Annotated in this window: 20 protein-coding genes; 7 read left to right on the forward strand and 13 right to left on the reverse strand. The window is 66.3% G+C overall.

The window, feature by feature from the left end:
• Positions 1–101: 101 nt before the first annotated feature.
• Entirely contained in the window at positions 102–1,208 is a 1,107-nt protein-coding gene (locus QCE62_RS12605) for a WYL domain-containing protein (protein ID WP_309918334.1), read from the forward strand.
• Positions 1,205–2,029 carry a Sir2 family NAD-dependent protein deacetylase gene (locus tag QCE62_RS12610; RefSeq protein ID WP_309918336.1) on the forward strand — a complete coding sequence of 275 codons (825 nt, stop codon included), beginning with the start codon at positions 1,205–1,207 and terminating at the stop codon, positions 2,027–2,029. Before QCE62_RS12605 ends, QCE62_RS12610 begins: the two co-directional genes overlap by 4 nt.
• A gap of 22 nt (positions 2,030–2,051) precedes the next feature.
• Here the strand turns inward: QCE62_RS12610 and QCE62_RS12615 are convergent, their stop codons facing one another.
• Positions 2,052–5,513 carry an AAA family ATPase gene (locus tag QCE62_RS12615; protein ID WP_309918339.1) on the reverse strand — a complete coding sequence of 1,154 codons (3,462 nt, stop codon included), beginning with the start codon at positions 5,511–5,513 and terminating at the stop codon, positions 2,052–2,054.
• 4 nt (positions 5,514–5,517) lie between these two features.
• A complete protein-coding gene (locus tag QCE62_RS12620) occupies positions 5,518–6,774 on the reverse strand; it encodes a DNA repair exonuclease (protein WP_309918341.1) in 1,257 nt (418 codons plus the stop codon).
• 174 nt (positions 6,775–6,948) lie between these two features.
• Here QCE62_RS12620 and QCE62_RS12625 point away from each other — a divergent pair, with 174 nt between their 5' ends.
• A complete protein-coding gene (locus tag QCE62_RS12625) occupies positions 6,949–7,197 on the forward strand; it encodes a hypothetical protein (protein WP_309918344.1) in 249 nt (82 codons plus the stop codon).
• A 20-nt stretch (positions 7,198–7,217) separates the two neighbouring features.
• On the opposite strand, the gene rsmA is transcribed toward QCE62_RS12625, so the two are convergent.
• From rsmA to QCE62_RS12645, 4 genes are all read right to left on the reverse strand, one after another.
• Positions 7,218–8,048 carry a 16S rRNA (adenine(1518)-N(6)/adenine(1519)-N(6))-dimethyltransferase RsmA gene (rsmA, locus tag QCE62_RS12630; RefSeq protein ID WP_309918347.1) on the reverse strand — a complete coding sequence of 277 codons (831 nt, stop codon included), beginning with the start codon at positions 8,046–8,048 and terminating at the stop codon, positions 7,218–7,220.
• A gap of 31 nt (positions 8,049–8,079) precedes the next feature.
• Positions 8,080–9,063, reverse strand: coding sequence for a 4-hydroxythreonine-4-phosphate dehydrogenase PdxA (pdxA, locus tag QCE62_RS12635; protein WP_309918350.1), 984 nt, complete (start codon positions 9,061–9,063; stop codon positions 8,080–8,082).
• 4 nt (positions 9,064–9,067) lie between these two features.
• A complete protein-coding gene (locus tag QCE62_RS12640) occupies positions 9,068–10,429 on the reverse strand; it encodes a peptidylprolyl isomerase (protein ID WP_309809721.1) in 1,362 nt (453 codons plus the stop codon).
• Between the two features lie 123 nt (positions 10,430–10,552).
• A complete protein-coding gene (locus QCE62_RS12645; RefSeq protein ID WP_309918353.1) occupies positions 10,553–12,943 on the reverse strand; it encodes an LPS-assembly protein LptD in 2,391 nt (796 codons plus the stop codon).
• Between the two features lie 225 nt (positions 12,944–13,168).
• Between QCE62_RS12645 and QCE62_RS12650 the strand changes: the two genes are divergently transcribed.
• The 3 genes from QCE62_RS12650 to purB all read left to right on the forward strand — a co-directional run bounded on the left by QCE62_RS12650 (position 13,169) and on the right by purB (position 16,379).
• Positions 13,169–14,194 carry a phosphotransferase gene (locus QCE62_RS12650; RefSeq protein WP_309918356.1) on the forward strand — a complete coding sequence of 342 codons (1,026 nt, stop codon included), beginning with the start codon at positions 13,169–13,171 and terminating at the stop codon, positions 14,192–14,194.
• A 19-nt stretch (positions 14,195–14,213) separates the two neighbouring features.
• Entirely contained in the window at positions 14,214–14,915 is a 702-nt protein-coding gene (gene murU / locus QCE62_RS12655) for an N-acetylmuramate alpha-1-phosphate uridylyltransferase MurU (RefSeq protein WP_309918359.1), read from the forward strand.
• Between the two features lie 75 nt (positions 14,916–14,990).
• Positions 14,991–16,379 carry an adenylosuccinate lyase gene (gene purB, locus QCE62_RS12660; RefSeq protein ID WP_309918362.1) on the forward strand — a complete coding sequence of 463 codons (1,389 nt, stop codon included), beginning with the start codon at positions 14,991–14,993 and terminating at the stop codon, positions 16,377–16,379.
• Positions 16,380–16,459: 80 nt separating this feature from the next.
• Here the strand turns inward: purB and QCE62_RS12665 are convergent, their stop codons facing one another.
• From QCE62_RS12665 to edd, 4 genes are all read right to left on the reverse strand, one after another.
• Positions 16,460–16,954 (reverse strand): gluconokinase, encoded by a 495-nt coding sequence (locus QCE62_RS12665; RefSeq protein WP_309918364.1) that lies wholly within the window; start codon positions 16,952–16,954, stop codon positions 16,460–16,462.
• A gap of 10 nt (positions 16,955–16,964) precedes the next feature.
• Positions 16,965–18,329 (reverse strand): GntP family permease, encoded by a 1,365-nt coding sequence (locus QCE62_RS12670; protein WP_309902797.1) that lies wholly within the window; start codon positions 18,327–18,329, stop codon positions 16,965–16,967.
• Between the two features lie 304 nt (positions 18,330–18,633).
• A complete protein-coding gene (gene eda, locus QCE62_RS12675) occupies positions 18,634–19,263 on the reverse strand; it encodes a bifunctional 4-hydroxy-2-oxoglutarate aldolase/2-dehydro-3-deoxy-phosphogluconate aldolase (RefSeq protein WP_309918367.1) in 630 nt (209 codons plus the stop codon).
• An 81-nt stretch (positions 19,264–19,344) separates the two neighbouring features.
• Positions 19,345–21,285, reverse strand: a complete 1,941-nt coding sequence (gene edd, locus QCE62_RS12680) for a phosphogluconate dehydratase (protein ID WP_309918370.1) — start codon at positions 21,283–21,285, stop codon at positions 19,345–19,347.
• Positions 21,286–21,584: 299 nt separating this feature from the next.
• On the opposite strand from edd, the gene QCE62_RS12685 reads away from it, so the two are divergent.
• Positions 21,585–22,424, forward strand: coding sequence for a MurR/RpiR family transcriptional regulator (locus tag QCE62_RS12685; protein ID WP_309809737.1), 840 nt, complete (start codon positions 21,585–21,587; stop codon positions 22,422–22,424).
• A 36-nt stretch (positions 22,425–22,460) separates the two neighbouring features.
• Here the strand turns inward: QCE62_RS12685 and QCE62_RS12690 are convergent, their stop codons facing one another.
• From QCE62_RS12690 to holA, 3 genes are all read right to left on the reverse strand, one after another.
• Positions 22,461–22,877, reverse strand: coding sequence for a CopD family protein (locus tag QCE62_RS12690; RefSeq protein ID WP_309918373.1), 417 nt, complete (start codon positions 22,875–22,877; stop codon positions 22,461–22,463).
• Positions 22,878–22,900: 23 nt separating this feature from the next.
• Positions 22,901–24,172, reverse strand: a complete 1,272-nt coding sequence (locus QCE62_RS12695) for a glutamate-5-semialdehyde dehydrogenase (RefSeq protein WP_309918376.1) — start codon at positions 24,170–24,172, stop codon at positions 22,901–22,903.
• A gap of 162 nt (positions 24,173–24,334) precedes the next feature.
• Positions 24,335–25,432, reverse strand: a complete 1,098-nt coding sequence (gene holA / locus QCE62_RS12700; RefSeq protein ID WP_309918378.1) for a DNA polymerase III subunit delta — start codon at positions 25,430–25,432, stop codon at positions 24,335–24,337.
• Positions 25,433–25,439: the final 7 nt, after the last annotated feature.

Here is a 25,439-nt window from a genome sequence, read left to right on the forward strand (position 1 = left end):
ACAATCTGAAATCGAAGCACGGCGAGCGCCGCCGGAGCACCAGGACACAATCTGTCCCGGTGCTTCTTATAATCAAACGCGGTTCCCAACTCGCCCAAGCCATGACCAACAGCCTCGACGAAGCCATCCTCCGCGTGCTGCCGACCGAACGGGACGCCACCGCCTGGCTTCCCACGCCGGAAATCCGTCGCCGTCTGGAGGAGCGCGGGCATCGCGTCGGCTATACGAAGAAGGTGCAGCGTCACTTGACGGCGCTCGAAGCGGACGGCCGCGTCGTCTCGATGCTCAACGGCCGCGAACTGCTGTGGCAACGCAAGCCCTGGCTGCACGGTCTGCAGGAAGGTGTCGGACTGATGAGCGCATCCGAGGCCGTGGCGTTCCATATCCTCCAGCGCTTCGCCGGCAACAAGCTGCCGAACGCCGTGACCCGCGACATCGATCCGCTCTTCAAGGCCGCCGAGGCGCGGCTGTCGCAGGAAAAAGAGGACAGCCGCATCTATCGCGCGTGGGCGGACAAGATCGATTCCGTCGATGGCGCCTTCACGCTGATTCGTCCGAAGCTGCGTCCGGAGATCTTCCAGGCTGTCGCGACCGCGACCTTCTTCGAGCGCGAACTGCTCGTGCAATACCGTCCCGCGTACAAGAGCGAAAAGAACGAGACGAACGAGAAGAACGAAAGCGGCAGCCAGACCGATGAACCGAAGACCCGCACGCTCTGGCCGCTCGCGCTGGTGGAATCGGCGGGCGTGATGTACATGGTCGCACAGGATCCGAAGCGCGCGCCGCGTCCCGAGAAAGGCGAAACCGAATGGATGCGCACGCTGTATCGGCTCGACCGGATTCGCTCGGTGACGGAATCCGGCGAGGCCTTCACCTATCCCGAGGACTTCAAGCTGCGCAAGTACATCGAGACGCAGCAGGTGTTCGATTTCCTGCCCGAGCCCGCTGTGCGTCTCGAACTCGCCTTCGAAGGCCACGCCGGCAATCAGCTGCGCGAATCGCCGATGTCGAAGGATCAGCAGATCGATACCCTGCCCGACGGCCGCACGAAAATCTCCGGCACCGTCACGCCGAGCCTGAAACTGCGCTGGTGGCTGCGCGCCCTCGGCGCGAACGTCGAGATCCTCGCGCCGCAGACCCTGCGCGATGAATTCGCGCAAGACTATCGCAAGCTCGCCAACCGTTATGTCGAAGGCACGTCGCCATGAACGACACCGCGCTGCTCGACCAGGCCGCCGCCTGGATCCGCGCCGCCGATGGCCTGCTCGTCACCGCCGGCGCCGGCATGGGCGTCGACTCGGGCTTGCCGGACTTTCGCGGACCGGAAGGGTTCTGGCGCGCGTATCCGGCACTGCGGCATCACAGCTTCTCGTTCGAGGACATGGCCAATCCCGCGGGCTTCGTGCGCCATCCGCAACTGACGTGGGGCTTCTACGGGCATCGGCTGGCGCTGTACCGGGCAACGCAGCCGCATGAGGGCTTCCACCTGCTGAAGCGCTGGGCGGCGCGCATGCCGCACGGCGCGTTCGTATTCACGAGCAATGTCGATGGCCAGTTCCAGCGCGCGGGTTTTGCACCGGAGCGCATCGCCGAATGTCACGGCGCGATCGACACGCTGCAATGCCTGGACGCCTGCACGCATGATCTCTGGTCCGCGGACGGCTTCGATCCCGTCGTCGATGAAGCGCGCTGTGAACTGCTCAACGCGCCGCCGCGCTGCCCGCATTGTCATGCGCTGGCGCGACCGAACATCCTGATGTTCGGCGACTGGAACTGGATCGAGCGGCGCTCGGCGCAACAGGAACGCCGGCTGGTTGCGTGGCTGCACGGCGTCGAACGGCTGGTGGTCGTCGAACTCGGCGCGGGGCGTGCGCTGCCCACGGTCAGGCGCTTCAGCGAACGCAACGGATCGCGCCTGATCCGCATCAATCCGCGTGAGCACGCCATTGCGCCGGACCGGGGTGTCGGCATCGCGGATGGCGCGCGCAATGCGCTTCTGCGCCTCGACGCCCTGCTGCACGACGCCTGACGCACGATAAGCGCAAGACGCGTCAGCCCATGTAACGCACGTTGACCTGCGGCCCGAACACCTCGCGCACGATCTCGACCAGATGATCGTGATGGCTCAGGAAGATCACCTGGGTACGCTTCGCGAGTTGCGCGAGCACACGCAGACCGGCGCGCGCACGGCCGTCGTCGAAGTTGATGAAGAGGTCGTCGGCGACGAATGGCAGCGACGCTGCGCGCTCGCCATGTTCCTCCAGTGCCGCGAGGCGCAACGCGAGATACAGCTGGTCGCGCGTGCCCTCGCTCATTCCGCCGATCTCGACATGCTCGCCGCTCACTCGCACCGCGGAGAGCGCCATCGGCTGGCGATCGTAGTCCACGACCAGCCGCGAGAAATTGCCGAGCGTCAGTTCGGAGAAGATCGCACTGGCGCGCGACAGCATCGGGCCCTGACGGCGTTCGCGATAACGGTCGATCGCCCATTTCAGCAGCGTCGAAGCGGTTTCGACCTTGACGAAACGTTCGGCGGCATCGGCCATGGCGGCCAGCGCTTCCTGCCGCTTCGCCTCGGCGCGCGCGGCGTTGGCGTCGCCAGAAATGGCCGCCAGTTCGCGCCGCGCACTTTCGAGCGCCGCCGCGATGTCGTGCGCCGCATTCACCGACTCCGACAGCGCCGCGCCGATCCGCGACAGTTCCGCCGCCACGTTCGGCATGTCCGCGCCCTCCACTTCCGCGACGAGCTCGTCGAGCGCGAGGCCATCGCCGCCCTGGATGAGCGCGGCGCGCGCGTCGTCGGCGGCGGCCTTGAGCTGCCCCTTTTGATGCGATTGCGCGATCAGCGGCGCGAGCGCATCGGGCGTGTCCACGGCCGCCAGTTCGTAGAGCGGCCGCAACGTGGCCTTCGCTTCCTCCACTTCGAGTCTCGCGTGGCTCACCTGCGTCTCCGCCGCCGCATGTTCCTTCTTCAGCCGATCGCTGTCGGCCTGTGCGGCCACGGCGCGATCGAGCCGCGCCGACAGCTCCGTCGCGATCCGCGACGCGCCCGCTGCGGTCAGCGACGCGTCGAGTTCCTGCGCCAGTTGCTCGGCCTCGGCATCGAGCGTGGCAAGCGCGTGGCGCCTGGCTTCGATCTGACCGCTGCGAATGCCGTCCACGTGCGTCAACTGCTCGCCGATCTGCTTCACGATGTCGAGCGCCGTTTCGGCCGCCGCCTGCGAATCCACGGCGCGTGCGAGGCCTGCCTTGTCGAGCGCCGCCGTCCAGTCCCGCTGCCAGCGCTCGAACGCTTCACGCGCCGCCTTGGCCGCGCCTTCGCGTGCGCCGCGTTCGGCCTGCGCTTCGTCGAGCTGTGCCTGGAGATTGCGCCGCGTCACGCCCGCTTCGTCGATGGCGGCAATGCGTGCCTCGGCGCTGTCGCACAGCGCATCGATACCGGCGTGCAGATCCTCCGGTGCGCCGGATGCACTCAACTGACGCGCGAGTTCATCGCGGCGCGCGGCGGCATCGGCGGCTTCGCGCGTCAGTTCCGCGCTGCGTGCGTGCAGCGCCTGCGCCGCCGTCAGCACCGCATCGCGCGATGCCATCCACGCCGGCGCATCGTCCAGCGGCATCTCCGCGAGGCCCGCCTGCACGGCGAGCGCGCGCCAGTCGTCGTTGAACTGCGTCAATGCGGTCGCGGCTTCGCGCACAGCTTCCTCACGCCGCGCGAGTGTTTCTTCCGCGCTGACGATGCGCCGCTTCAGCGCCGTCAGTTGCGTCGCCTGCCCGACCGAGCCCAACTGGCGGTCCGCCAGCCCGTCCGATGCATGCAGCTGCTGCTCGAAGCCCGGCGCGCCCGCGGCAAGCGCAACTTCGCCCGAACGGATCGCGTGCCACGCGGCATCGCGCGTCGCACGGGCATCGCGCACTTCGGCGGCGGTCACGACGTCGTGTGTTTCGACCAGTTCGTCCAGCGCATGCTGCGCCGCGCGCAGATCGTCGCGCGCCTCGTCCAGCCGATCCTCGGCGAGCGTCACGCGCGATGCCCGCTCCTGCCGCTCGCGCCGCAGCGTCGCGATGCGCTCCTGCGCAGGCAACGTCATCGACTGCAACGCGTCGACCGGCCGCGTCCAGCGTCCGAGCGCGGCGAGACCCGCGTCGAGCGCCTGCTCGGCTTCGCGCTTCGCGTCTTCGAGACGCCGTTGCTCGGTGCCCGAATCGCGATACTTCTGCGCCGCGCGCAAGGCGGCACGCAACGCCGGCGACACCTCGCCGCCGTCGATTCCAGCCAGCCGGGTCTTCAGCATATCGATCTGCTTCGCGGCTTCATCGGCGGCCTGCCCTGCGTTGCGCGCCGTTTGCTGCAATCCGCCGCGCTCCAGCATCAGGCTCGACAGGGTCTGGAGCACGAGCGCGCCGGGCAGCGCGTGACGCGCGCCCGCTTCGTCCTGCGGCCAGCCGAGTTGCGCGCTGTGCTGCGCGACCTGCCGCAGCCGCATGTCCACTTCGTTTTCCAGCCGCGCGATCTCGCCGGCGTGATTCGCCGTGCGTTCGCGCGCGGCATCGAGCGCACGAATGCGCACCTGCGCGGCGAGCATTGTCCGGTCGGGCTGGATGGCGTTCGCCTGGGTCTGCAAGCGCGCCGCTTCGGCCACATGGAGTTCGACGGCCCGTTCGGCGGACGCCAGCCGCGTCAGCGCATTCTGCAGCGTCGCCCCGGCGTCGGCCGGCAACTCCCGCACCTCGCCCAGCTCGCGCAACTCGGCGCTCTTCTCGCGCCACACGTTCAGATGCGGCGCCACGCGCCTCACCCGTTCGAGCCGGCCGCGCTGCGCTTCGAGCGCCGCGCGCTGGAGGTCCTGTTCGCGGCGCTTCTCCTCAGCCTCCTCGACCGCGCCCTGCGCGCGCCGCCATTGCGCCGTGCGCACGCTGGCCGTCTTCAGCTCGGCGCTGGCTTCGTCGAATTGCTTGAGACCGGCGTAATACGCCCGATCGCCCGACTTGCGCCGGGCCCACAGCCGGTCCGCTTCGTCCGCGAGGCGCTGACGCACGTCGCCGAGACTCGCGATGCCCGCCGCCGACTGGAACAGCACCTGCCCGACATCGCTCGAGGCATCGAGAATGGCGTCGCCGCCGCGCCGCAGCGCGTCGTGATTCAGGCAGTACATCTGCTCGAAAAAGTGCTTGTCGGCGGCGCCGAGGAACGGCGTGAGCGCGTCGGCGGCGAGCGGGTCGCCGTTCGGCGCCGTGAGCGACGACTTGCGGCTCTTCGTGCGATGAAACGCGAACGACGAGCCGTCCAGTTCGAGCGACGCGCCGAGCCGCAGATCGCTCTGCGGATGCACGAACGCGAGCGGCGAGCTGTGCGGCATGCCGAACAGCAGCTCGGCAATGGCGTTCTTGATGGTCGACTTGCCGGCCTCGTTCGGACCGACGACAAAATGAAAGTCATGCTCCGCCACCGGGAAATCCACGTCGTGGCCGGTGAATTTGCCGTAGCGGATGAGTTCGAGTCTGCCGATGCGCATGGGCTTACTCCGCGTCCGCCAGCTGCGCGATGAGCCCGGAGCGCACCTCGCTCACGAGCGCCGCCAGTTCGCCGTTGCGCACCTGCTCGAGTTCGGGCACGGACTTCTGCAACTCGCTCGGCGCCTGCGTCGCCAGCACGATCAGTCTTTCCTTCAGCATCTCCAAAAACTCCGGGTCGGATTCCGCTTCGATCAGAAGGCCGTGCAGGTCGGCGAGCGCGTCGCTGCGTCCGGCCGTGGGCACTTCCTGCGACAGCGGCCGGGTCGCGACTTTCACCTTCTCCAGCCACAGCCGGTCATGGCTGATCGCCGCGATCTGCGCCAGCACTTCGGCGCGCAATTGCGTCGCGAGTCCGAACAGCTCGCCGTGCGCCTGGGTCGCACCGGTGATCGTCACGCGCACGGCATGCGGCACCGGCGACGCCGCATCGTCCACCAGCGCTTCGAGCGCACGGCCGACCGCGCGCGCGACTTCATCGAGCGTCGCGGCCTGCGAGGCATCGACGCTCACCGCTTCCCAGCGCAGCACGTCGATGAACAGCCGCTCGACGCTCACCTCTTCCGCCTCCGACACCGTCACCAGCACGGCGCCGCGCCGCCCGGTCTCGCGGATGTTGCGTCCTTGCAGATTGCCCGGAAACACGATGGTCGACGCATCCTGCCAGATCGCATATTCATGCACGTGCCCGAGCGCCCAGTAGTGATACTGCTTCGCGTGCAGTTCCGCGACCGAGCACGGCGCGTAGCTCGCGTGCTGCGCGGCGCCTTCGAGCGCGGTATGCAGCACGCCGATGTTGAAGTAGCCCGCGACCGGCGCCGGATACGCGGTGACGAGGTTCGTCGTGACGGCCTTTTCCTTGAAGCTGTGGCCGTGCAGCGCGACCTTGAGCGCGTCGATGCGGAAGGTCTGCGGCTTTCTCGCCGAGAACGTATGGACGTTGTCCGGCAGCTGCAACTGGCTCGTCATTTCGCTTTCGGCGTCGTGGTTGCCGAACAGCACATACACCGGAATGCCCGCGCGGCGCAGACGGCCCATCTCGCGGCAAAAGAAGATGCCGGTGTTGTGGTCGCGCCAGGTGCCGTCGTAAAGATCGCCGGCAATGATCATGAAGTCGACCTGCTCGTCCACCGCGACCGTAACGAGCCTCGAGAAGGCCTCGCGCGTGGCGTTGCGCAGCATGTCGGCGGGTGCGTCGGCGTAGGCGGACAAGCCGTGCAGAGGGCTGTCCAGATGGATGTCCGCCGCGTGTATGAAGCGCATGCGCTGTCTCCGTGATGAAAGGTTGCCGCCGGCCCGCGAGGACCGGGCGGTCGATTCTGACAGCCGCTCCGGACAAATCGTGTCCCGGTGTGCCCTGACCGTTCGGGACGCCGGATGTCCCGCGCGGCCCACAGAATCAGCCGTCCGGAATCAACGCGACACGAGGCCAGAACGATGAACGAAACACTCGAACGACACCAGCGACACGCCGCGATCACGAGCCCGTACACGCCGGGCAACGTCGATGCCGCGATCCGCCATCTGGAACGCGTGCTCTCGGCGGAAGGCGCGAATTCGCTGTTTGGCCAGACTTACTGGCGCAGCCGCGTGTGCCAGGTGAGCGCGACGCGTGGACTTCAGCGTGACCAGCGTGCAAGGCTCGAACGCCTGATGGACCGGCTCGCCGATGCCGGCGCACAGTAGTGCCCGATTCAGTCCTGATGTCAGGATGGCGCCCGGCGCGAGCGTTGCAGCGCCTGCGCCAGCGCGACGAACTCCGCGACCGGCACTTCCTCGGCGCGGCGGGTGAGATCGAAACCGATGGCATCGAAATCGATCGACTCGCGGTAAGCCGACAGGTTGTTGCGCAAGACCTTGCGACGCTGTGCGAAGGCCGCCTTCACGACGTCCGACAGCGCGTTCTCATCCACGTCGGGCAACTCGTGCGGCGCGAACGGAATCATGCGCACGATCGCGGAATTTACCTTCGGCGGCGGATTGAACGATTCGGGCGGCACGTCGAGCAGCTTGTCCATCACGTAGCGGTATTGCAGCATCACGGACAGGCGCCCGTAGTCCTTGCTGGCGGGTTCAGCGATCATCCGGTCCACCACTTCGTCCTGCAACATGAAGTGCTGGTCGATCACCCGGTGCGCGAAACGCGTGAGATGAAACAGCAGCGGGCTCGAAATGTTGTACGGCAGATTGCCGACGATGCGCAGCGTAGGCTTGCCGCTCTCATCAGCTTGAGCAAGCGCGCCGAAATCGAATTCGAGGGCATCGGCGGAATGCACGACCAGACGCTCGCCGAAACGCTTCTCCAGCCGCCCGATCAGGTCGCGGTCCAGCTCCACCGCATGCAGCGGCGATTCCGGCGTCGCCACTCTTTCGATCAGCGGTTCGGTCAGCGCGGCCAGGCCCGGCCCGATCTCGACCATGCGCTCGCCGCGGCGGGGCGCGATGGTGTCGACGATCGAATCGATGATGCCCTGATCGACGAGGAAGTTCTGCCCGAAGCGCTTGCGCGCGAAATGGCCTTGATGTTTGGTCGGCATGTTCGTTTGAATGAAGCTCGCGCGGCGGCTTTCAGGCCGCGCGTTTGTGGCGCGCCATCGTGACGGCGGCGTCGATTGCGGCGATCATGCTGCCCGCGTCCGCGCGGCCCGTGCCGGCGAGATCGAGCGCGGTGCCGTGATCCACCGAGGTGCGGATGATCGGCAGGCCCAGCGTCACGTTGATGCCTTCGCCAAACGTGGCGTATTTCAGCACCGGCAGGCCCTGGTCATGGAACATCGCCAGCACGCAGTCCGCGTCCTGCAGATAGCGCGGCTGGAACAGGGTGTCGGCGGGATACGGTCCCGGTGCGTCGATGCCGAGCGCGCGCGCCTGTTCGAGCGCAGGCGCGATCACGTCGATTTCCTCGCGGCCCAGATAGCCGTTCTCGCCCGCGTGCGGGTTGAGGCCAGTGACGAGGATGCGCGGCGCGGCCAGGCCGAAATGCGCGCGCAGGTCGTGATGGATGATGCGCAAGGTCTCGACGAGTCCCGCCACGCTCAGTGCGGCCGACACGTCCTTCAGCGGCAGATGCGTGGTGGCCAGCGCGACCCGCAGCGGACGCTCGCCCGAACCCGCCAGCATCATGACCACGCGCGGCGTATGCGTGCGTTCGGCGAGATATTCGGTGTGGCCGGTGAAGGGCACGCCGGCGTCGTTGATGGTGCTCTTTTGCAGCGGCGCGGTGACGATGGCGTCGAAACGGCCGGACACGGCGCCGTCGATGGCGGCATCGAGCAGGCCGAGCACATAGCGCCCGTTGGCCGCGTTCAGCTTGCCTGCCTCGGCGGGCACGGCAAGCGCGTGATGTTCCAGTTCGACAGGCTCACCCGCCGCCGGCCAGCTTGCGCCGGCACGTTCGGCGAGCAGCGCGCGGTCGCCGAGCACCGTGAAGCGCGCCTGCGGCCAGCGCGTGCGGGCCTGCGCGAGCGCCGCCGCCGTCAGTTCCGGGCCGACGCCGCCCGGCTCGCCCGTCGTGATGGCGATGGCGAGCGGGCGGGGGTCGGCGGTGCTCATCTGCTTACTGCTGCGCCTGGGCAGCGACGCCCTTGTACTGGACGTAGGCGGTGTCGCGCAGTTCGCGCAGCCAGTCGGAATAGGCCTGTTCCGCCTTGCGCTGACCGATCGCCTGACGTGCGATGTCGAGCTGCTGCGTCGCCGAGCCTTCCGCCTCGCGACGGCCGAGCACCTGGATCAGGTGGTAGCCGTACTCGCTGCGCACCGGATCGCTGACCGCGCCGTCCTGCAGGTTGTTCATCGCGCGCTCGAATTCAGGCACGGTTTCGCCCGGACTGATCCAGCCGAGGTCGCCGCCCTGCGAGGCCGAGCCGTCCTGCGAATAGGTCCGCGCGAAGTTCGCGAAGTCGCCGCCCGCCAATACTTGCTGCTTGATGTCGAGCAGCCGCTGGCGCGCCGCCTGTTCCGACATGCCGTCCGTCACGCGCAGCAGGATGTGGCGCACGTGGGTCTGCGTGAGCTTGGGGGCGTCGGCGGCCGTGCCCTGGCTCGCGCGCCGGTCCACCAGCTTGATGACTTCGAAGCCGCCGCTCGTACGCAGCAGCGTCGGCGCGACCTGACCCGGACGCAGCGTCGCGACCGCCGTCACGATGCCCGCCGGCAGCGAAGCCGGCGCACGGAAGCCGAGATCCCCGCCCTTGGAGGCGTCGGTGTCCTGGGAGTTGTTCTTGGCGAGCTTGGTGAAATCGTCGCCGTTGAGCGCCTGCTTCAGCACGGCGTCCGCCTTGCCCTGCGCCGCCGCGACGTCCGCCTCGGGCGCGTCCTGCGGCACCTTGAACATGATGTGCTGCAAGTGCAGGTCGCTCGTGTTGCGGGCGCCCGGACCGCGCTGGCTGGCGATGTAGTTCGCCACTTCGCCGTCCGACACGGTGATCTTGCTGTCGACTTCCTTCTCGCGCAGCTTCGACAGCGTGAGTTCGGTGCGCGCGTCGCGCACGAAGGTGGCCCAGGGCACGCCCTGTGCCTCGATGCGCGAGCGGTAGACATCGAGCGTCATCTGGTTCTGCTGGGCCAGGCGGGCGAGCGTGCGGTTCACGGTGGCGTCGTCGACGTTGATGCCGTCGTCCTTCGCCTTCTGAAGCTGGATGCGCTCGAGCACCATCTGGTCGAGCACCTGGCGCTGCATCTGGTCCGCGGGCGGCAGCGGCGCGTTCTGCTGCTGGAGACGCTTGGCGATCAGCGCGGTGCGCTCTTCCAGTTCGCGCTGCGTGATGACGCCGTCGTTCACGACCGCGACCACGGAATCCGCCACCTGCGCATTGCGGTTCGACAACGCCTGCGCGCCGGCCGGCGTACTCAGGATCAACGCTGCGGCGAGCGCGCCCGCCACGATGGCCGTCGATCTAAACAATTTCACGTTTGACACAGAGACTCCATCAAATTCCAGCTTCACCCGTTCGTGTGCTGCGTGTGTGGTGCGCGGCGCCGTTGCCTGGCGCCGCTTGCGTGTTGCCTGTCCGTTGCCTGTCTGTTGCTCGCCGCGGCAATGTCACTCGTAATCGCTGTAGCGGGCGAGCGGCGGCGCGGCCGGCGGCGGCGACTGATACCCCTGGACACTCGAGCGGAATGCGCTGACGAGACCGTTGTCGACGTTCGACAAGCCCTTGAACGTCAGCTGCGCCAGCACCCGCGTGCCCGACGAAAGCTGGCCCGTGGTGTTGACACCGTTGGCGTAGCGCTGCACGCCGAAGCCGAGCGCCCAGCAGTCGGCATCGTACTGGAAGCCCAGCAGCCCGTCGACGAGACGATGGCTCGCCATGTCGTAGTTGACGCGCCCGACCGCGTAGAGGCGGTTCGTGAGCGGCCATTCGCCGGACACCAGGATCTGGTTGATCGGCTCGTTCGACAAGGTGGTCTGGTTCGAACGCGTATAGCGATAGCCGACGTTGATCACCTTGCGCGCGCCGGGACTGAACGCGAAACCGATACTCGAACGCACGAGCTGGTTGTTGTCGACATTATATTGGAACGCGGTTTCCGAAGCGAAACCTGCCCCGAGCTTGATCGCCGCGCCCGCGATCAGGTCCGAGTGCTTGGCCTGGTCGGGCAGCTGGTCCGGCGTGATCGTGACGCGCTGGCTCTCGAAGTAGTACTGCTGCGCGATCACGAAACGCGCGCGTTCGTCGCCGGTCGCCGGATTGATGAAGCGCGTGGTCAGGCCGGCCGTGATGCGGTTGGCGTCGGCGATGCGGTCGTTGCCGACGAAGGTGTTCGGCGTGTAGATCTCGGCCAGTCCGAAGTCGGCTTCGGAGGTGTCGCAGCTCGGCGCGAAATCCTGGTTGTGGTACGGCGTGTAGACGTAGTAGAGCCTCGGCTCCAGCGTCTGGATATAGTCCTGGCCGAACAGCCGCACCGAGCGCTCGAACACGAGCCCGGTGTCGAAGCTCAGCGTCGGGATCGACTCGGTGAAGTTCTTCGGCTGGCCCGCGACCGGCGGCGACGAGCCCGACACCTGCGACGTGGCGATGTGGCTCAGGTCATACGACGCGAAGTGCCACTGCACCTTCGGCGTGATGAAGTAGCCCGGCGCGTTGATGCCGTAGCTGAGGTACGGATTGAAGTACAGCCGGTTGCCGTCGGTCGCGCCTTCCTGCGAGATCGTGAAGCGCGTGGCGTCCAGTTCCGCGCCGTAGTCGAAGCCGCCGACGTTGTACTTGTTGTACTGGACGTTGACCTGCGGCTCGCGCGCATAAGGCGGAATGGACGGCTGCAGCGTCTGCCAGCGCTGTTCGCGGGCAAGCACCGACCACGGGCCGTTGTTGTACGTGAGACCCGCTTCCTGCTGATACAGCAGCTGCGTGCCGTTCAGGAACTGGTTCGACGCGTTGCCCAGGTCCTCGGGATACTGCGAGTCCGAAACCTTGTTGTAATTGACATAGCCGCCGAAGCCGTTGCCGAAGTTCTGCTGGTGCTGCCAGAAGATCGCGTAACGGTTGGTATGCGTGTCGCGGTCGTTCGGCAGATAGTTGACGTCCAGCGAACCCGAATAGTTGGGCGACAGATAGCGGTAATTCGCCTCGCCCAGCACGCCGCGGCGCGTCATGATGCGCGGCGTGATGGTGAGGTCGCGGTTCGGCGCGATGTTGAAGTAGTACGGGATCGTCGCTTCGAAACCGGTCGTCGAGCTGAGCGAGAACGTGGGCGGCAACAGGCCGCTGCGGCGGTCGCCGGTCAGCGGGAACGACATCCACGGGCTGCCGAACACCGGCACGCCCTGGAAGAACAGCACGCCGTTGTGCGCAATGCCTTCTTCCGCGCCGGTATCGAAGTCGAACGACGTGCCCTTGATGTACCACGCCGGATCGGTCGCGCACGCGCAGGCGGTATAGGTGCCGTGATCGACGCGCGCACGCTCGTTGTCGATCATGTCGATGCGCTCGGCGCTGCCCGAACCGCCCGTCAGGTTGAAGTGGTACTTCGGGTTCGTCATGAACCCTTCGTTGGCCTCCACCTTCAGATGCGCTTCCGGACCGAGGAACGACACGCCGTTGTTGATCAACCTGACATTGCCGAAAGCATCGGCCATGTCGGTGTCCTGGTCGTAGTGCAGCGCGTCGGCCTTGATGACCGTCACCGTGCGCCGCACTTCGGCCGAACCCTTCGCGGCCATGTCCTCGTCGGACGTGCCGGTGGTCTTGTCGCCCAGGAGGAAGGTGGTCGGCTGCTGGCCGGCCTGCAACGGGCGCTCTTCGAGCTGCGGCGCGAGGCGCAGGCTGTCGGCGCCGTCGAGCGGGACCGGATTAGCCGCGGGCCCGACGAGCTGCGCATGCGCGAGCGCGGGCATCAGCCCCGGCACGGACAGCAGCGCGACGACGAGCCGCCGCCTGCGTGGCTGAGCGTCAGCGTTGATTTTCAAAACGGGAAACTGTCGTGGCGGCATGGATGGGTGCGGTTCGATTCCGTTTGCGTCCCATGCGCCCGATGCCGCCGGGCAGGCGGCCGTGCCCTCACCGCAATCACGAACTTGACGGTCCGTTGCTAGCAGGGACGACACTCGATTGAACGATGACGCTCACAGTCGTCGGGGGCCTGGCGCCAGGCGTGAAACGGATCGCTTAAAAAGTCGTGGGGTATTATATGGCAAGATGTTTGGCCCCTCGAATTTATGACGAACATTCCTTCCGACGCGCGCCTTGAACAACTCGGCGCATGGCTTCAACGTCTTGCCGGACGCTACCGGCTGAACCTCACCAGTCTCGCTCCCGCTTCCGCCGACGCCAGCTTTCGCCGCTACTTCCGCCTGGAAAGTGACGCGGAGTTCGGCGCGACGCTGATCGCGGTGGACGCCCCGCCGCCCGAAAAGTGCCGTGAATTCGTGCAGGTCGCGAGCCTGCTGGAAGCGGCGCAGGCCCATGTGCCGAAGATTCTCGAAGCCGATTTCGACGCCGGCTTCATGCTCGTCACCGATCTCGGCACCACCACGTACATCTCCGTCCTCGACGAGACGAATGCGCGGCCCCTGATGCGCTCGGCCATCGACACGCTGATCCGCTTCCAGCAGACGGCGCGCGAAGGCGTGCTGCCGGCCTTCGACCAGGCGTTCCTGCGCCGCGAGATGGAGCTGTTGCCCGAGTGGTTCATCGGGCGTCACCTGGGCCGCGAGGTCACGGCGGACGAACGCAAGGTGCTCGACGCCACCTTCACGCTGCTCGAACAGAGCGCGCTCGCGCAGCCGCGGACCTTCATGCTGCGCGATTTCATGCCGCGCAACCTGATGGTCTGCGAGCCGAATCCCGGCGTGCTGGATTTCCAGGATGCGGTCTACGGTCCGATCACCTACGACATGGCCTCGCTGATGCGCGACGCCTTCATCAGTTGGGAAGAGGCGTTCGAGCTCGACTGCATCGCGTATTACTGGGAACGCGCGAAGAAGGCCGGCCTGCCCGTGGATGCCGATTTCGGCGAGTTCTACCGGCAGCTCGAATGGATGGGCCTGCAACGGCACATCAAGGTGCTCGGGCTGTTCGCGCGCATCCACTATCGCGACGGCAAGCCGCGCTATCTCTCGGACCTGCCGCGTTTCATCGGCTATGCGCGCAAGGTGGCCGAACGCTATGCGCCGCTGTGGCCCTTCGCGCGCCTGCTCGATTCGCTCGAAGGCCGCGCGCAGGAAGTCGGCTACACCTTCTGAATCTGGACTCCGGACCACGATGACGCACGCTTTGACAACGGCGATGATCTTCGCCGCCGGCCGCGGCGAACGCATGCGCCCGCTCACCGACACCTGCCCGAAACCGCTGCTCGAAGCGGGCGGCAAGCCGCTGATCGTCTGGCAGATCGAGCGGCTGGCGCAGGCGGGCATTCGCACCATCGTCATCAATCACGCCTGGCTGGGCGCGCAGATAGAAGCCGTGCTCGGCGACGGCGCGCGCTGGGACGTCGAGCTGCGCTACTCGCCGGAAACCGAGGCGCTGGAAACGGCGGGCGGCATCGCGCAGGCGCTGCCTCTGCTCGGCGAGCAGGTGTTCGTCGCAGTGAGCGGCGACGTGTTCTGCGACTTCGATTACGCGTCCCTGCGCGCCAACGCCGAGAAATTGCAGGCGCGCAGCGAGCCCGGCATGCATCTGGTGATGGTGCCGAACCCGCCGTTCCATCCCGCGGGCGATTTCGCGCTGCGCGACGGCCTGCTTGCGCTCGACGGCGAACCGCGCGTCACCTTCGGCAACATCGGTCTGTATGACCCGCGCATGTTCCGTGATCTCGTGCCCGGCACGCGCCGCGCGCTCACGCCGTACTATCGCGAAGCCATCGGCGCCGGACGCGCGAGCGGCGAGTTGTACCCGGGCCGCTGGGAGAACGTCGGCACGCCCGTGCAGCTGCAGGCGCTGGACGAGGCGCTGCGTTCGCGGTGAGCGCCCGGATTGCGCCGCATCCGATGGTAAAATGCGCGGTTCTTCCGTCTTTTCCTTCCGTTGCGACAAGCAATCATGTCCGATACCCGTCCCGATACTCTCTTTGCGCTCACCGCGCTCTCGCCGCTCGACGGCCGTTATGCCGGCAAGACCGAGGCCCTGCGTGAATGGCTGTCCGAAGCCGCGTTCATGCGCCATCGCGTGACGGTGGAGATTCACTGGCTGATCGCGCTGTCGCGTGCGGGCTTCGCCGAAGTGCCGCGCTTCTCCGAGGCGTCCGAGCAATTCCTGCTGGGCCTCGCCGAGCGTTTCACCGCCCATGACGCGGCGCGCATCAAGGACATCGAACGCGTCACGAATCACGACGTGAAAGCGGTCGAATACTGGCTCAAGGAATCGGTGAAGGGCCAGGCCGAACTGGAACGCGCGAGCGAGTTCATCCACTTCGCCTGCACCTCCGAAGACATCAACAACACGTCGCACGGCCTGATGCTCGCCGGCGCCCGCGAGCACGTGATCCTGCCCGCGCTGCGCTCGGTGCATGAACGCCTCGTCAAGCTGGCGCACGCGCAGGCCGAACAGCCGATGCTCTCGCGCACGCACGGCCAGCCCGCCAGCCCGACGACGCTCGGCAAGGAAATCGCCAATGTCGCAGCGCGTCTGGCGCGCGCGATCCAGCGCATCGAAAAGGTGGAACTGCTCGGCAAGATGAACGGCGCGGTCGGCAACTTCAACGCGCATCTGTCAGCGTATCCGGAGTTCGACTGGGAGACGTTCTCGAAGGACGTCGTCGAGAACCGCCTGAAGCTCACCTTCAATCCGTACACCACGCAGATCGAGCCGCACGACTACATGGCCGAACTGTATGACGCCATTGCGCGCGCGAACACCATCCTGCTCGACCTCGACCGCGACGTGTGGGGCTACATCTCGCTCGGCTATTTCAAGCAAAAGACCAAGGCCGGCGAAATCGGTTCGTCGACGATGCCGCACAAGGTCAACCCGATCGACTTCGAGAATTCGGAAGGCAACCTCGGCCTGGCCAACGCCACGCTGCGCCATCTCGCCGACAAGCTGCCCGTCTCGCGCTGGCAGCGCGACCTGACGGACTCCACGGTGCTGCGCAATATCGGCGTGGCGTTCGGCTACTCGCTGCTCGCCTACGACTCGCTGATCCGCGGCCTCGACAAGCTCGAAGTCAACGCGGCGCGTCTCAACGAAGATCTCGACAATACCTGGGAAGTCCTCGCCGAGCCGGTGCAGACGGTGATGCGCCGCTACGGCATCGAGAACCCGTACGAGCAGCTGAAGGAACTGACGCGCGGCAAGGGCATCACGCGCGAGGCGCTGCAGACGTTCATCACGGGTCTCGCCATCCCCGAGGATGCGAAGAAGCTGTTGCTGGACATGACGCCGGGTTCGTATATCGGCCGTGCGGTGGAGCTGGCGAAGCGCATCGGCTAAAAAATCGTCCGCACGAAAGACAACGCCCCACGCTGCCTGCGCAGCGTGGGGCGTTTTGCTTTTCGAAAGCCGCGTTCAGCTCAGCGCGTCTTCAACTGCTCCATGACGATATCGACGATCTGTTCCGGCGTGTGCTCGATGTTCACGACGATCGCCTCGTCCTCGCCCGGCGGTTCGAGCGTGTCGAGCTGGCTTTGCAGCAGCGTCGGGTCGAAGAAGTGCCCCGTGCGCGTGCCGATGCGCTCCTTCAACACGTCGAACGAACCTTCCAGATAGACGAAGCAGACATCCTTGTCGCCGTCGCGCAGCACATCGCGATACGAGCGCTTCAGCGACGAGCACGTGAACACCGCCGTCTCGCCCGCGCGCTGCTTCTCCTCGATCGCGGCGCGAATGGTCTTGAGCCACGGCCAGCGGTCGTCGTCGGTGAGCGGAATGCCCTTGTGCATCTTTTCCTTGTTGGCTTCGCTGTGAAACGCGTCGCCGTCGGTGAAGGCACACTGCAGCCGTTCGGCCAGCAACTCGCCGATGCGGGTCTTGCCGGCGCCCGACACACCCATCGCGATCAGAATCATCGAAATCTCCTTACACGACCGCCGCAAGCGCGAAGGTCAAACCGAGTCCCAACAGTGAAATGATGGTTTCGAGCAGCGACCAGGTCTTGAACGTCTGACCGACCGTCATGCCGAAATACTCCTTGATCAGCCAGAAGCCGCCGTCGTTCACGTGCGAGAAGATCAGCGAGCCGGAGCCGGTGGCCAGCACCAGCAATTCCGGGCTCGTGTGACCGCCCGCCGCCGCCGCGATCGGCGCGACGATGCCGCAGGCCGTGGTCATCGCGACCGTCGCCGAGCCGGTGGCCAGACGGATCAATGCCGCGACGAACCAGCCGAGCAGCAGCGGCGACAGATTCGCGGACGACGCCGTCGCAACGATCTGCTGGGAAATGCCGCTGTCGCGCAGCACCTGGCCGAAACCGCCGCCCGCGCCGACGATCAGCGTGATGCCGGCGATCGGCGCAAGACACTCGCCGCAGAACTTCTGGATCTGCTCGCGATTGAAGCCCTGCTTCGCGCCGAAGGTCCAGAAGCTGACCAGCACCGCGATCAGCAGCGCCATGTCCGACTGGCCGATGAAGCGCAGCAGGTCATTGGGCAGCGTCTTCGGTGTGAAGACCAGATCCGCCCAGCTGCCGATCAGCATCAGGATCACCGGCAGCAGGATGGTGAACAGCGTGATGCCGAAACTCGGCAAGACGCGCTTCGTGTCGGCTTCGCCGTGCTTCTGCACGAACTGGTCGGCGAGCGCGTTGGCGTCCGGCAGCTTGATGTGACGGCTGATCAGCAAGGCAAACAGCGGACCGGCGACGATGGCCGTCGGAATGCCGACGATCAGGCCATAGGCAATGGTCCTGCCGATATCCGCGTGATACGCCTGCACCGCGAGCAGCGCGGCCGGGTGCGGCGGAATCAGCCCGTGCACGACGGACAAACCGGCGACCATCGGCAGGCCGATCAGCAGCAGCGACTTGCCGGTGCGCTTGGCGACGTTGAACGCAATCGGAATCAGCAGCACGAAGCCGACTTCGAAGAACACCGGCAAGCCGACGATGATCGCGACGACCATCATCGCCCAGTGAATGTTCTTCTCGCCGAAGAGATCGATCAGCGTATTGGCGATGCGCTCGGCGCCGCCCGATTCGGCCATCATCTTGCCGAGCATGGTGCCGAGGCCGACCACGATGGCAATGTGGCCGAGCGTATTGCCGTTGCCGGTTTCGAACGACTTGACGATCTTGTCCATCGGCATGCCGACCGCGAGCGCGAGCAGCACGGAGACGATCATCAGAACGAGGAATGGATAGACCTTGTAGCGCGCGATCATCAGGATCAGAACCGCGATCGCGATCACCGCGTAGAGCAAGAGCATGCTCCCGTGGACGGCTGGCATGACGCCTCCTTTATTTCTTTGTTCAGGTTATTTTTTCGCCTTGCGTGCGGCCTGTATCGCAATCCTTACTGGCGAGTTCAGTGGCGAACTCGGCGCAGCAGCAACGGGCACGCCCGCGTCAGGCGCTGGGCAACAGAATTTTACTTGCTGAAAGGCGTTTCAGCCGAAGACGTGCGGGTTTCGCGGCGTCTTTTCATCGGCGATGTCGCGGATGGCCCGACGGCGCATCCGGATCACAGGCTGTCTCCCATCTTTTTATCGTCGATGGACGCGCGGGGCATGCGCGCGCCCATCGCATGGAACATCAGTGCGGCGCCAGTTCGCTTGCGGCGCGCGCGAGACGCGTGACTTCGTCCCAGTTCTGCGCGGCCAGCGCCGCCTTGGGCGTCAGCCACGAACCGCCGACGCACACCACATTGGGCTGCGCGAGGAAACTGGTCGCGGTCTCGGCGGTGATGCCGCCGGTCGGGCAGAAGCGCAGATTGGGGAACGGGCCGTAGAACGCCTGCAGCATCGGAATGCCGCCCGCCTGTTGCGCCGGGAAGAACTTGACGATCTCGTAGCCCAGTTCCATGGCGGCGATGATGTCGGACGGCGTCATGACGCCCGGCAGCAGCGGCAGGCCGGCGTCCTGCGCGGCCTTGTGCATGTCCTTCGTCAGACCCGGCGAGACGCCGAACTTCGCGCCTGCCTTCTTCGCCTGCGCGCAATGCTCGGGCTTCGTGATCGTGCCCACGCCGACCACGATGTCGTCCGCGAGCTGGCTCGCGCGTTCGATCGCGGCAATGCCGGCCGACGTGCGCAGCGTGATTTCCAGCACCTTCACGCCGCCTGCGTGCAGCGCGCGCGACACGTGTTCGCCCTGCTCGACCGAGTCGAAGGCCAGAACCGGAATCACCGGTCCCAGACGCACGATTTCGCTTACCGTTTTCATGTGATGCGACTCCTGGTTTGATGCGGCGCCCTGGCGGGCAATCCGCGGGGTTCTCTCCGGCCGGGCCCGGGCCGTTCAGCGTCAGTGATGCGCGGCGTGCGCCTTGTTGAGCGCCGATGCCGCCGCGCGCGCGTTGTCGCGCAACGGGTTGCGCTCCTGCAGCGCCGCGCCGTCGGCCTGCGCAGCGTCCGCGCCGATCAGCGCGCCGAACACCGATGCGCCCTCTTCCGCCGGCAGCGCCGCGCTGCGGAACACGCCGAACAGTTCGCGCCCGAAGCCGACTTCGTTCTCGGCCTGATACAGCGGCGCCTGGACTTCGCGCGCCGCCCATTCCTGTTCGTCGATCTCGATGTCGAGCACGCCGGACGGTGCGTCGATCACCAGCATGTCGCCGGTGCGCACCTTGCCGAGCGGACCTTGCAGCAGCGCCTCGGGCGACACGTGGATCACCGCCGGCACCTTGCCCGATGCACCGGACATGCGTCCGTCGGTGACCAGCGCGACATGGAAGCCCTGATCCTGCAACACGCCCAGCAGCGGCGTCAATCGATGCAGTTCCGGCATGCCGTTCGCCCGCGCGCCCTGGAAACGCACCACGGCGACGAAGTCGCGTTTGAGCTCGCCCTTGTCGAAGGCTTCCTGCACTTCTTCCTGCGAATTGAAGACGATGGCCGGCGCCTTCACCACGCGATGCTCCGGCGCGACCGCCGAGATCTTGATGACGCCGCGGCCGAGCTTGCCCTGCATCAGACGCAGGCCGCCGTCCGGCTGGAACGGCTCGCCGATGCCGCGCAGCACCTTGCTGTCGTGGCTTTCGGCGGCGCCGTCGATCCATTGCAGCTTGCCGTCGATGAGCTTCGGCTCCTTCGTGTAATGCGACAGCCCCCGGCCCGCGACCGTCCGCACATCCTCATGCAGCAGTCCGCCTTCGAGCAGATTGCGCACGAGGAACGCGACGCCGCCCGCCGCGTGAAAGTGGTTCACGTCGGCCTTGCCGTTCGGGTAGATCTTCGCGAGCAGCGGCACGGCTTGCGAGAGCTCGTCGAAGTCATTCCAGTCGATGATGACGCCCGCCGCGCGCGCGATCGCCACGAGGTGCAGCGTGTGATTGGTCGAGCCGCCCGTCGCGAGCAGTGCGACGATGCCGTTGACGATGGCCTTTTCGTCGACCACATGGCCGATCGGCGTGTAGTTGCCGCGCTCGTGCGTCAGGTCCAGCACGCGGCGTGCGGCTTCGGCGGTGAGCGCATCGCGCAGTTCGGTGTGCGGATGCACGAACGCCGAACTCGGCAGATGCAGGCCCATCACTTCCATCAGCATCTGGTTGCTGTTGGCGGTGCCGTAGAACGTGCAGGTGCCGTGGCCGTGATACGCGGCCGCCTCGGCTTCGAGCAGCGCGCTGCGGTCGCACTTGCCGGTGGCGAACTCCTGGCGCACCTTGGCCTTGTCGTCGTTGGTGAGGCCGCTGGTCATCGGGCCGGCCGGCACGAAGATGGTCGGCAGATGGCCGAACTGCAGCGCGCCGATGGCCAGGCCCGGGACGATCTTGTCGCACACGCCGAGACACAGCGCGGCGTCGAACATGTTGTGCGTCAGCGCGACGGCCGTGCTCATCGCGATGACTTCGCGTGAGAACAGCGACAGTTCCATGCCCGCATTGCCCTGCGTGATGCCGTCGCACATGGCGGGCACGCCGCCCGCGAACTGCGCGATACCGCCGTGTTCGCGCGCCGCCTGCTTGATGAGGTCCGGAAAACTCTTGTAGGGCGCGTGCGCGGACAGCATTTCGTTATACGAGGACACGATGCCGATGTTCGGCTCGCGCACCGCCTTGATCGCAAATTTTTCCTGGCCCTCGAGGCCCGCGAAGCCGTGCGCGAGGTTCGCGCAGGACAGCGCGCCACGCGCCGGGAACATGCCCTGCGCGGCGTCGATGCGCGCCAGATAAGCGGCGCGCGTCGGCTTGCTGCGCGCGATGATGCGGTCGGTGACGTGCTTCAGTTGCGAATGCGGGGAAACCATCGATGCTCCTTCGTCTCACTCCCGGCGCGCTTGCCGTCGAGATGGGGTTTGGAATTGCGAGGAACGGCGCTGGAGTTGTTGTCGTGTCGTTCGCCGATGGACCGAATATTAGTAGAAAAACTACATGCATTCAATGGGGTTTATGCGGACAACGCCCGTCAAAGCATCGTGCGCTTAAGCTTTCACGATGCGCTTCTCAGGGAAATCCCTGAGTTATACCGCCGAAATTATGTAGTATTTGTACAAGCCGAATGATCGGCTATAGTCGCAAACAATTTTCAGCATAGGCGAGATTTCCGATGTTGCTGTCCCAAGTCGAAGCAATGCGCGAACAGTTGCGGCCCTCCGAGCGCAAGCTGGCCGACTACGTGCTCGAAGCGCCGCGCGAAGTGCTCGATCTCTCGATGACCGATTTCGCCGCGCGCGCCGGCGTGAGCCAGCCGACCATCGCGCGCTTCTGCCAGGCGCTCGGTTTTTCCGGCTTTCGGGAATTCAAGATCCGCCTGGCACAAGGCGTAGCAGCGGGCGTTCCCACCGTTTATCGCGATGTGAAGAGCGACGAGCCGCCGGCGGGCGTCGCGGCGAAGGTGCTGGACCGGACCATCGGCGCGTTGATCGAGGTACGCAACAGTCTGTCTTCGGACAGCGTCGCGGCGGCCATCGCGATTCTCGCGGACGCGCGGCGCATCGAGTTCTACGGCGCGGGCGGTTCCGGTATTGCCGCGCTCGACATGCAGCACAAGTTTTTCCGGCTCGGCGTGCCGTCCGTCGCCTATTCCGATCCGCACACGTACACGACTTCGGCCGCGCTGCTCGGCCCGGGCGATGCCATCGTCGCGATCTCGAACACCGGCCGCACGCGCGACATCCTGGATGCGTGCAAGTCCGCGCTGCACGGCGGCGCAAAAGTGATCGCGATCACGCACGGCAACTCGCCGCTGGCGCGGCTGGCGACGGTGGGACTCTTTGCCAACGTCGACGAGGACACGGATATCTTTTCGCCGATGACGTCGCGCGTCTCGCATCTCGCGATCGGCGACATTCTGGCGGTGGGATTGGCCCTCGCACGCGGTCCGAAGCTGGCGGAAAAGCTCGCCGAAGCGAAGGACGTGCTGGAGAGCCGCCGGGTGGGCACGTGAGCCGCGGCGCGGTTCACGCGGGAGACATCAGAAAGATCAGAAAGGCTTGACGACCACGAGCAGCGTCGCACCGAGCAGGCCGAGCACCGGCAGCTCGTTGAACATGCGATACCACTTGTCCGAGCGTTTGTTTTCGCCGCGCTGGAAGGTATGCAGCAGGCGTCCGCAATACGCGTGATAGACGATGATCAGCGCGACGATAGTGAGCTTCGCGTGCAGCCAGCCCTGCCCCGCGCCGATGCCGACAATGAGCCACAACCACAGCCCGCACGCCAGCGCCGGCACCGCGATGAAGGTCATGAAGCGGAACAGCTTGCGCGCCATCAGCAGGAGGCGCGCAGTGGCCTTGGGGTCGGTTTCCATCGCCAGGTTCACGAAGATGCGCGGCAGATAGAACAGTCCCGCGAACCACGAGGCGACCAGCACGATGTGCAACGATTTGATCCAGAGCATCGGTCTTGTTGGTTTTCGCGAGGTTATTGACGCACTTCGCCGCGCCCCAGCACGACGTATTTCAGCGAGGTCAGTCCGTCCAGACCCACCGGGCCGCGCGCATGCAGCTTGTCGTTCGAAATGCCGATCTCCGCGCCCAGCCCGAATTCGAAACCATCGGCGAAACGCGTCGACGCGTTGACCATCACGCTCGCCGAATCCACTTCGCGCAGGAAACGCATGGCGCGGTCGTGGTCTTCGGTGAGGATGGCATCGGTGTGATGCGAGCCGTAGGCATTGATGTGGTCGATGGCTTCGTCCAGCCCTTCGACGATCTTCACCGCGAGCACCGGCGCGAGATATTCGGTGCTCCAGTCGGCTTCGGTGGCGTCGACGAGTCCGCCGATCCGCGCCGTCTCCAGCACGGCGCGCGCGGCGGCATCCACGCGCAACTCGACGTCCTTTGCCTGATACGCACGCGCGAGCAGCGGCAGCGCTTCATCCGCGATGCCGCGCGCGACCAGCAGCGTTTCCATCGTGTTGCAGGTGCCGTAGCGATGCGTCTTCGCGTTGTCGCAGACGGCCGCGGCCTTCACGAGGTCCGCGCGGTCGTCCACGTAGACGTGGCAGATGCCGTCAAGATGCTTGATCATCGGCACGCGCGCTTCTTCCATCAGCCGCGCGATCAGGCTCTTGCCGCCGCGCGGCACGATCACGTCGACGAATTCGGTCATCGTGATCAGCTTGCCGACCGCCGCGCGATCCGCTGTCTCCACCACCTGCACCGCGTCCTGCGGCAGGCCCGCCGTTTCCAGCCCGACGCCGATCAGTTTCGCGAGCGCCGTATTGCATTCGAGCGCCTCGGACCCGCCGCGCAGGATGGTCGCGTTGCCGGACTTGAGGCAGAGCGCGGCGGCGTCGATGGTCACATTCGGGCGCGATTCATAGATGATGCCGATCACGCCGAGCGGCACACGCATCTGCCCAACCTGGATGCCGCTCGGACGGAACTTGAGGCCGCTGATCTCGCCGATCGGATCGCCCAGCGCGGCTACCTGGCGAAGGCCTTCGACCATGGTGTCGAGGGCCTTGTCGGACAGCGTCAGCCGGTCGATGAATGCGGCGTCGTGGCCTTTTTCGCGCGCGCGTGCGAGGTCGCGTGCGTTCGCCTGCTTGAGCGCCTCGCGCTCGCGTGCGATGGCGTCCGCCACCGCGAGCATCGCGGCGTTCTTCGCCGCCGTCGAGGCCCGCGCCATCGCGCGTGACGCCGCGCGGGCGCGGCGGCCGAGGTCGGTCATGTACTGGTCGATGTTCATCGTGAGTCTCTTCCTGATGCCGCTGATCCGCAGTGTTTTCTGCGCGCTGGCCGGTGCGGGACGGGCGTCCGCGAGCCAGCCGCGCAGAATTCATTCTAAGCCGGGACGCCGCGTGAAACAGGCCGCGACGGCCGCGCCTTATCGACGCAACCTCGACGCAGCTTATCGACGCGGTCGCGCCGAGGCCATCGCCGCGGTCCGCCCCGGCTGGCCGCCGTGCGCCACGGCCATCGCGAGTTCGAACATGCCGGCCCACGGATCGGGCGGCGTCTCGCTGCCGCGCTTGCCCGTGCCGCCGGACAGCCCTTTCACCTGACGATCGAGCCGCGCCGCCAGCGAGAGCGCCTTTTCGAGCGCCTCGTCCGTCACCCGCGCCAGCGCCGGCGGGATCAGCCGCTCGCGCGGTCCCCACACGCGGTTCTCGCGCATCAACGTGGCGAGCGGCTTGCCGGCGGCGACGCCGCGCTTGATGCGCAACAGCGTGCGCACTTCCTCGACCAGCGCCCACAGCACCAGCACGGCCGCTTCGCCCTCGCCCTTCAGGCCGTCGAGCATGCGCGCGAGCCGGCCGACGTCGCCGGTCAGCATCGCTTCGTTGAGCTTGAACACGTCGTAGCGCGCGACGTTGAGCACGGCATCGTGAATCTGCTCGAAACTGAGCACGCCTTCCGGATACAGCAGGCCGAGCTTCTGGATTTCCTGATGCGCGGCGAGCAGGTTGCCTTCCACCCGTTCCGCGATGAACGCCAGCGCGCGCCGTCCGTCCTCGCCGGGAGGAACGCGCTGGCCCTGTTGTGCGAGCCGCTGGCCGACCCACATCGGCAGTTGCGCGCGCTCGATCGCGTCGATCTTCAACGCGACGCCCGCGCCGAGCAGCGCGCTGAACCACGCCGATTTCTGCGTCGCGCTGTCCAGCCGCGGCAGCGTGACGAGCGTGACGACGTCGGGATTATCGGCGGCGGCGAGCGCCTTCAGCGCCTCCGCGCCTTCCTTGCCCGGCTTGCCGGTGGGAATGCGCAGCTCGATCAGCTGGCGGTCGCCGAACAGCGACATCGACTGGGTAGCGCCGAGCAGCGCGCTCCAGTCGAAACCGCGCTCGACCGTGAACACCGAGCGGTCCGTGAAGCCGGCTGCGCGCGCCGCGGCCCGGATGCGGTCGCACGCTTCCTGCGCGAGCAGATGCTCGTCGCCATGGACGACGTACAGCCCCTTCAGGCCTTTCGCGAGATGCGCGTCGAGCGCGTCGAGCTTCAGTTGCATGCGCGCG

This window comes from Caballeronia sp. LZ033, assembly GCF_031451265.1.
GTDB lineage: Bacteria > Pseudomonadota > Gammaproteobacteria > Burkholderiales > Burkholderiaceae > Caballeronia.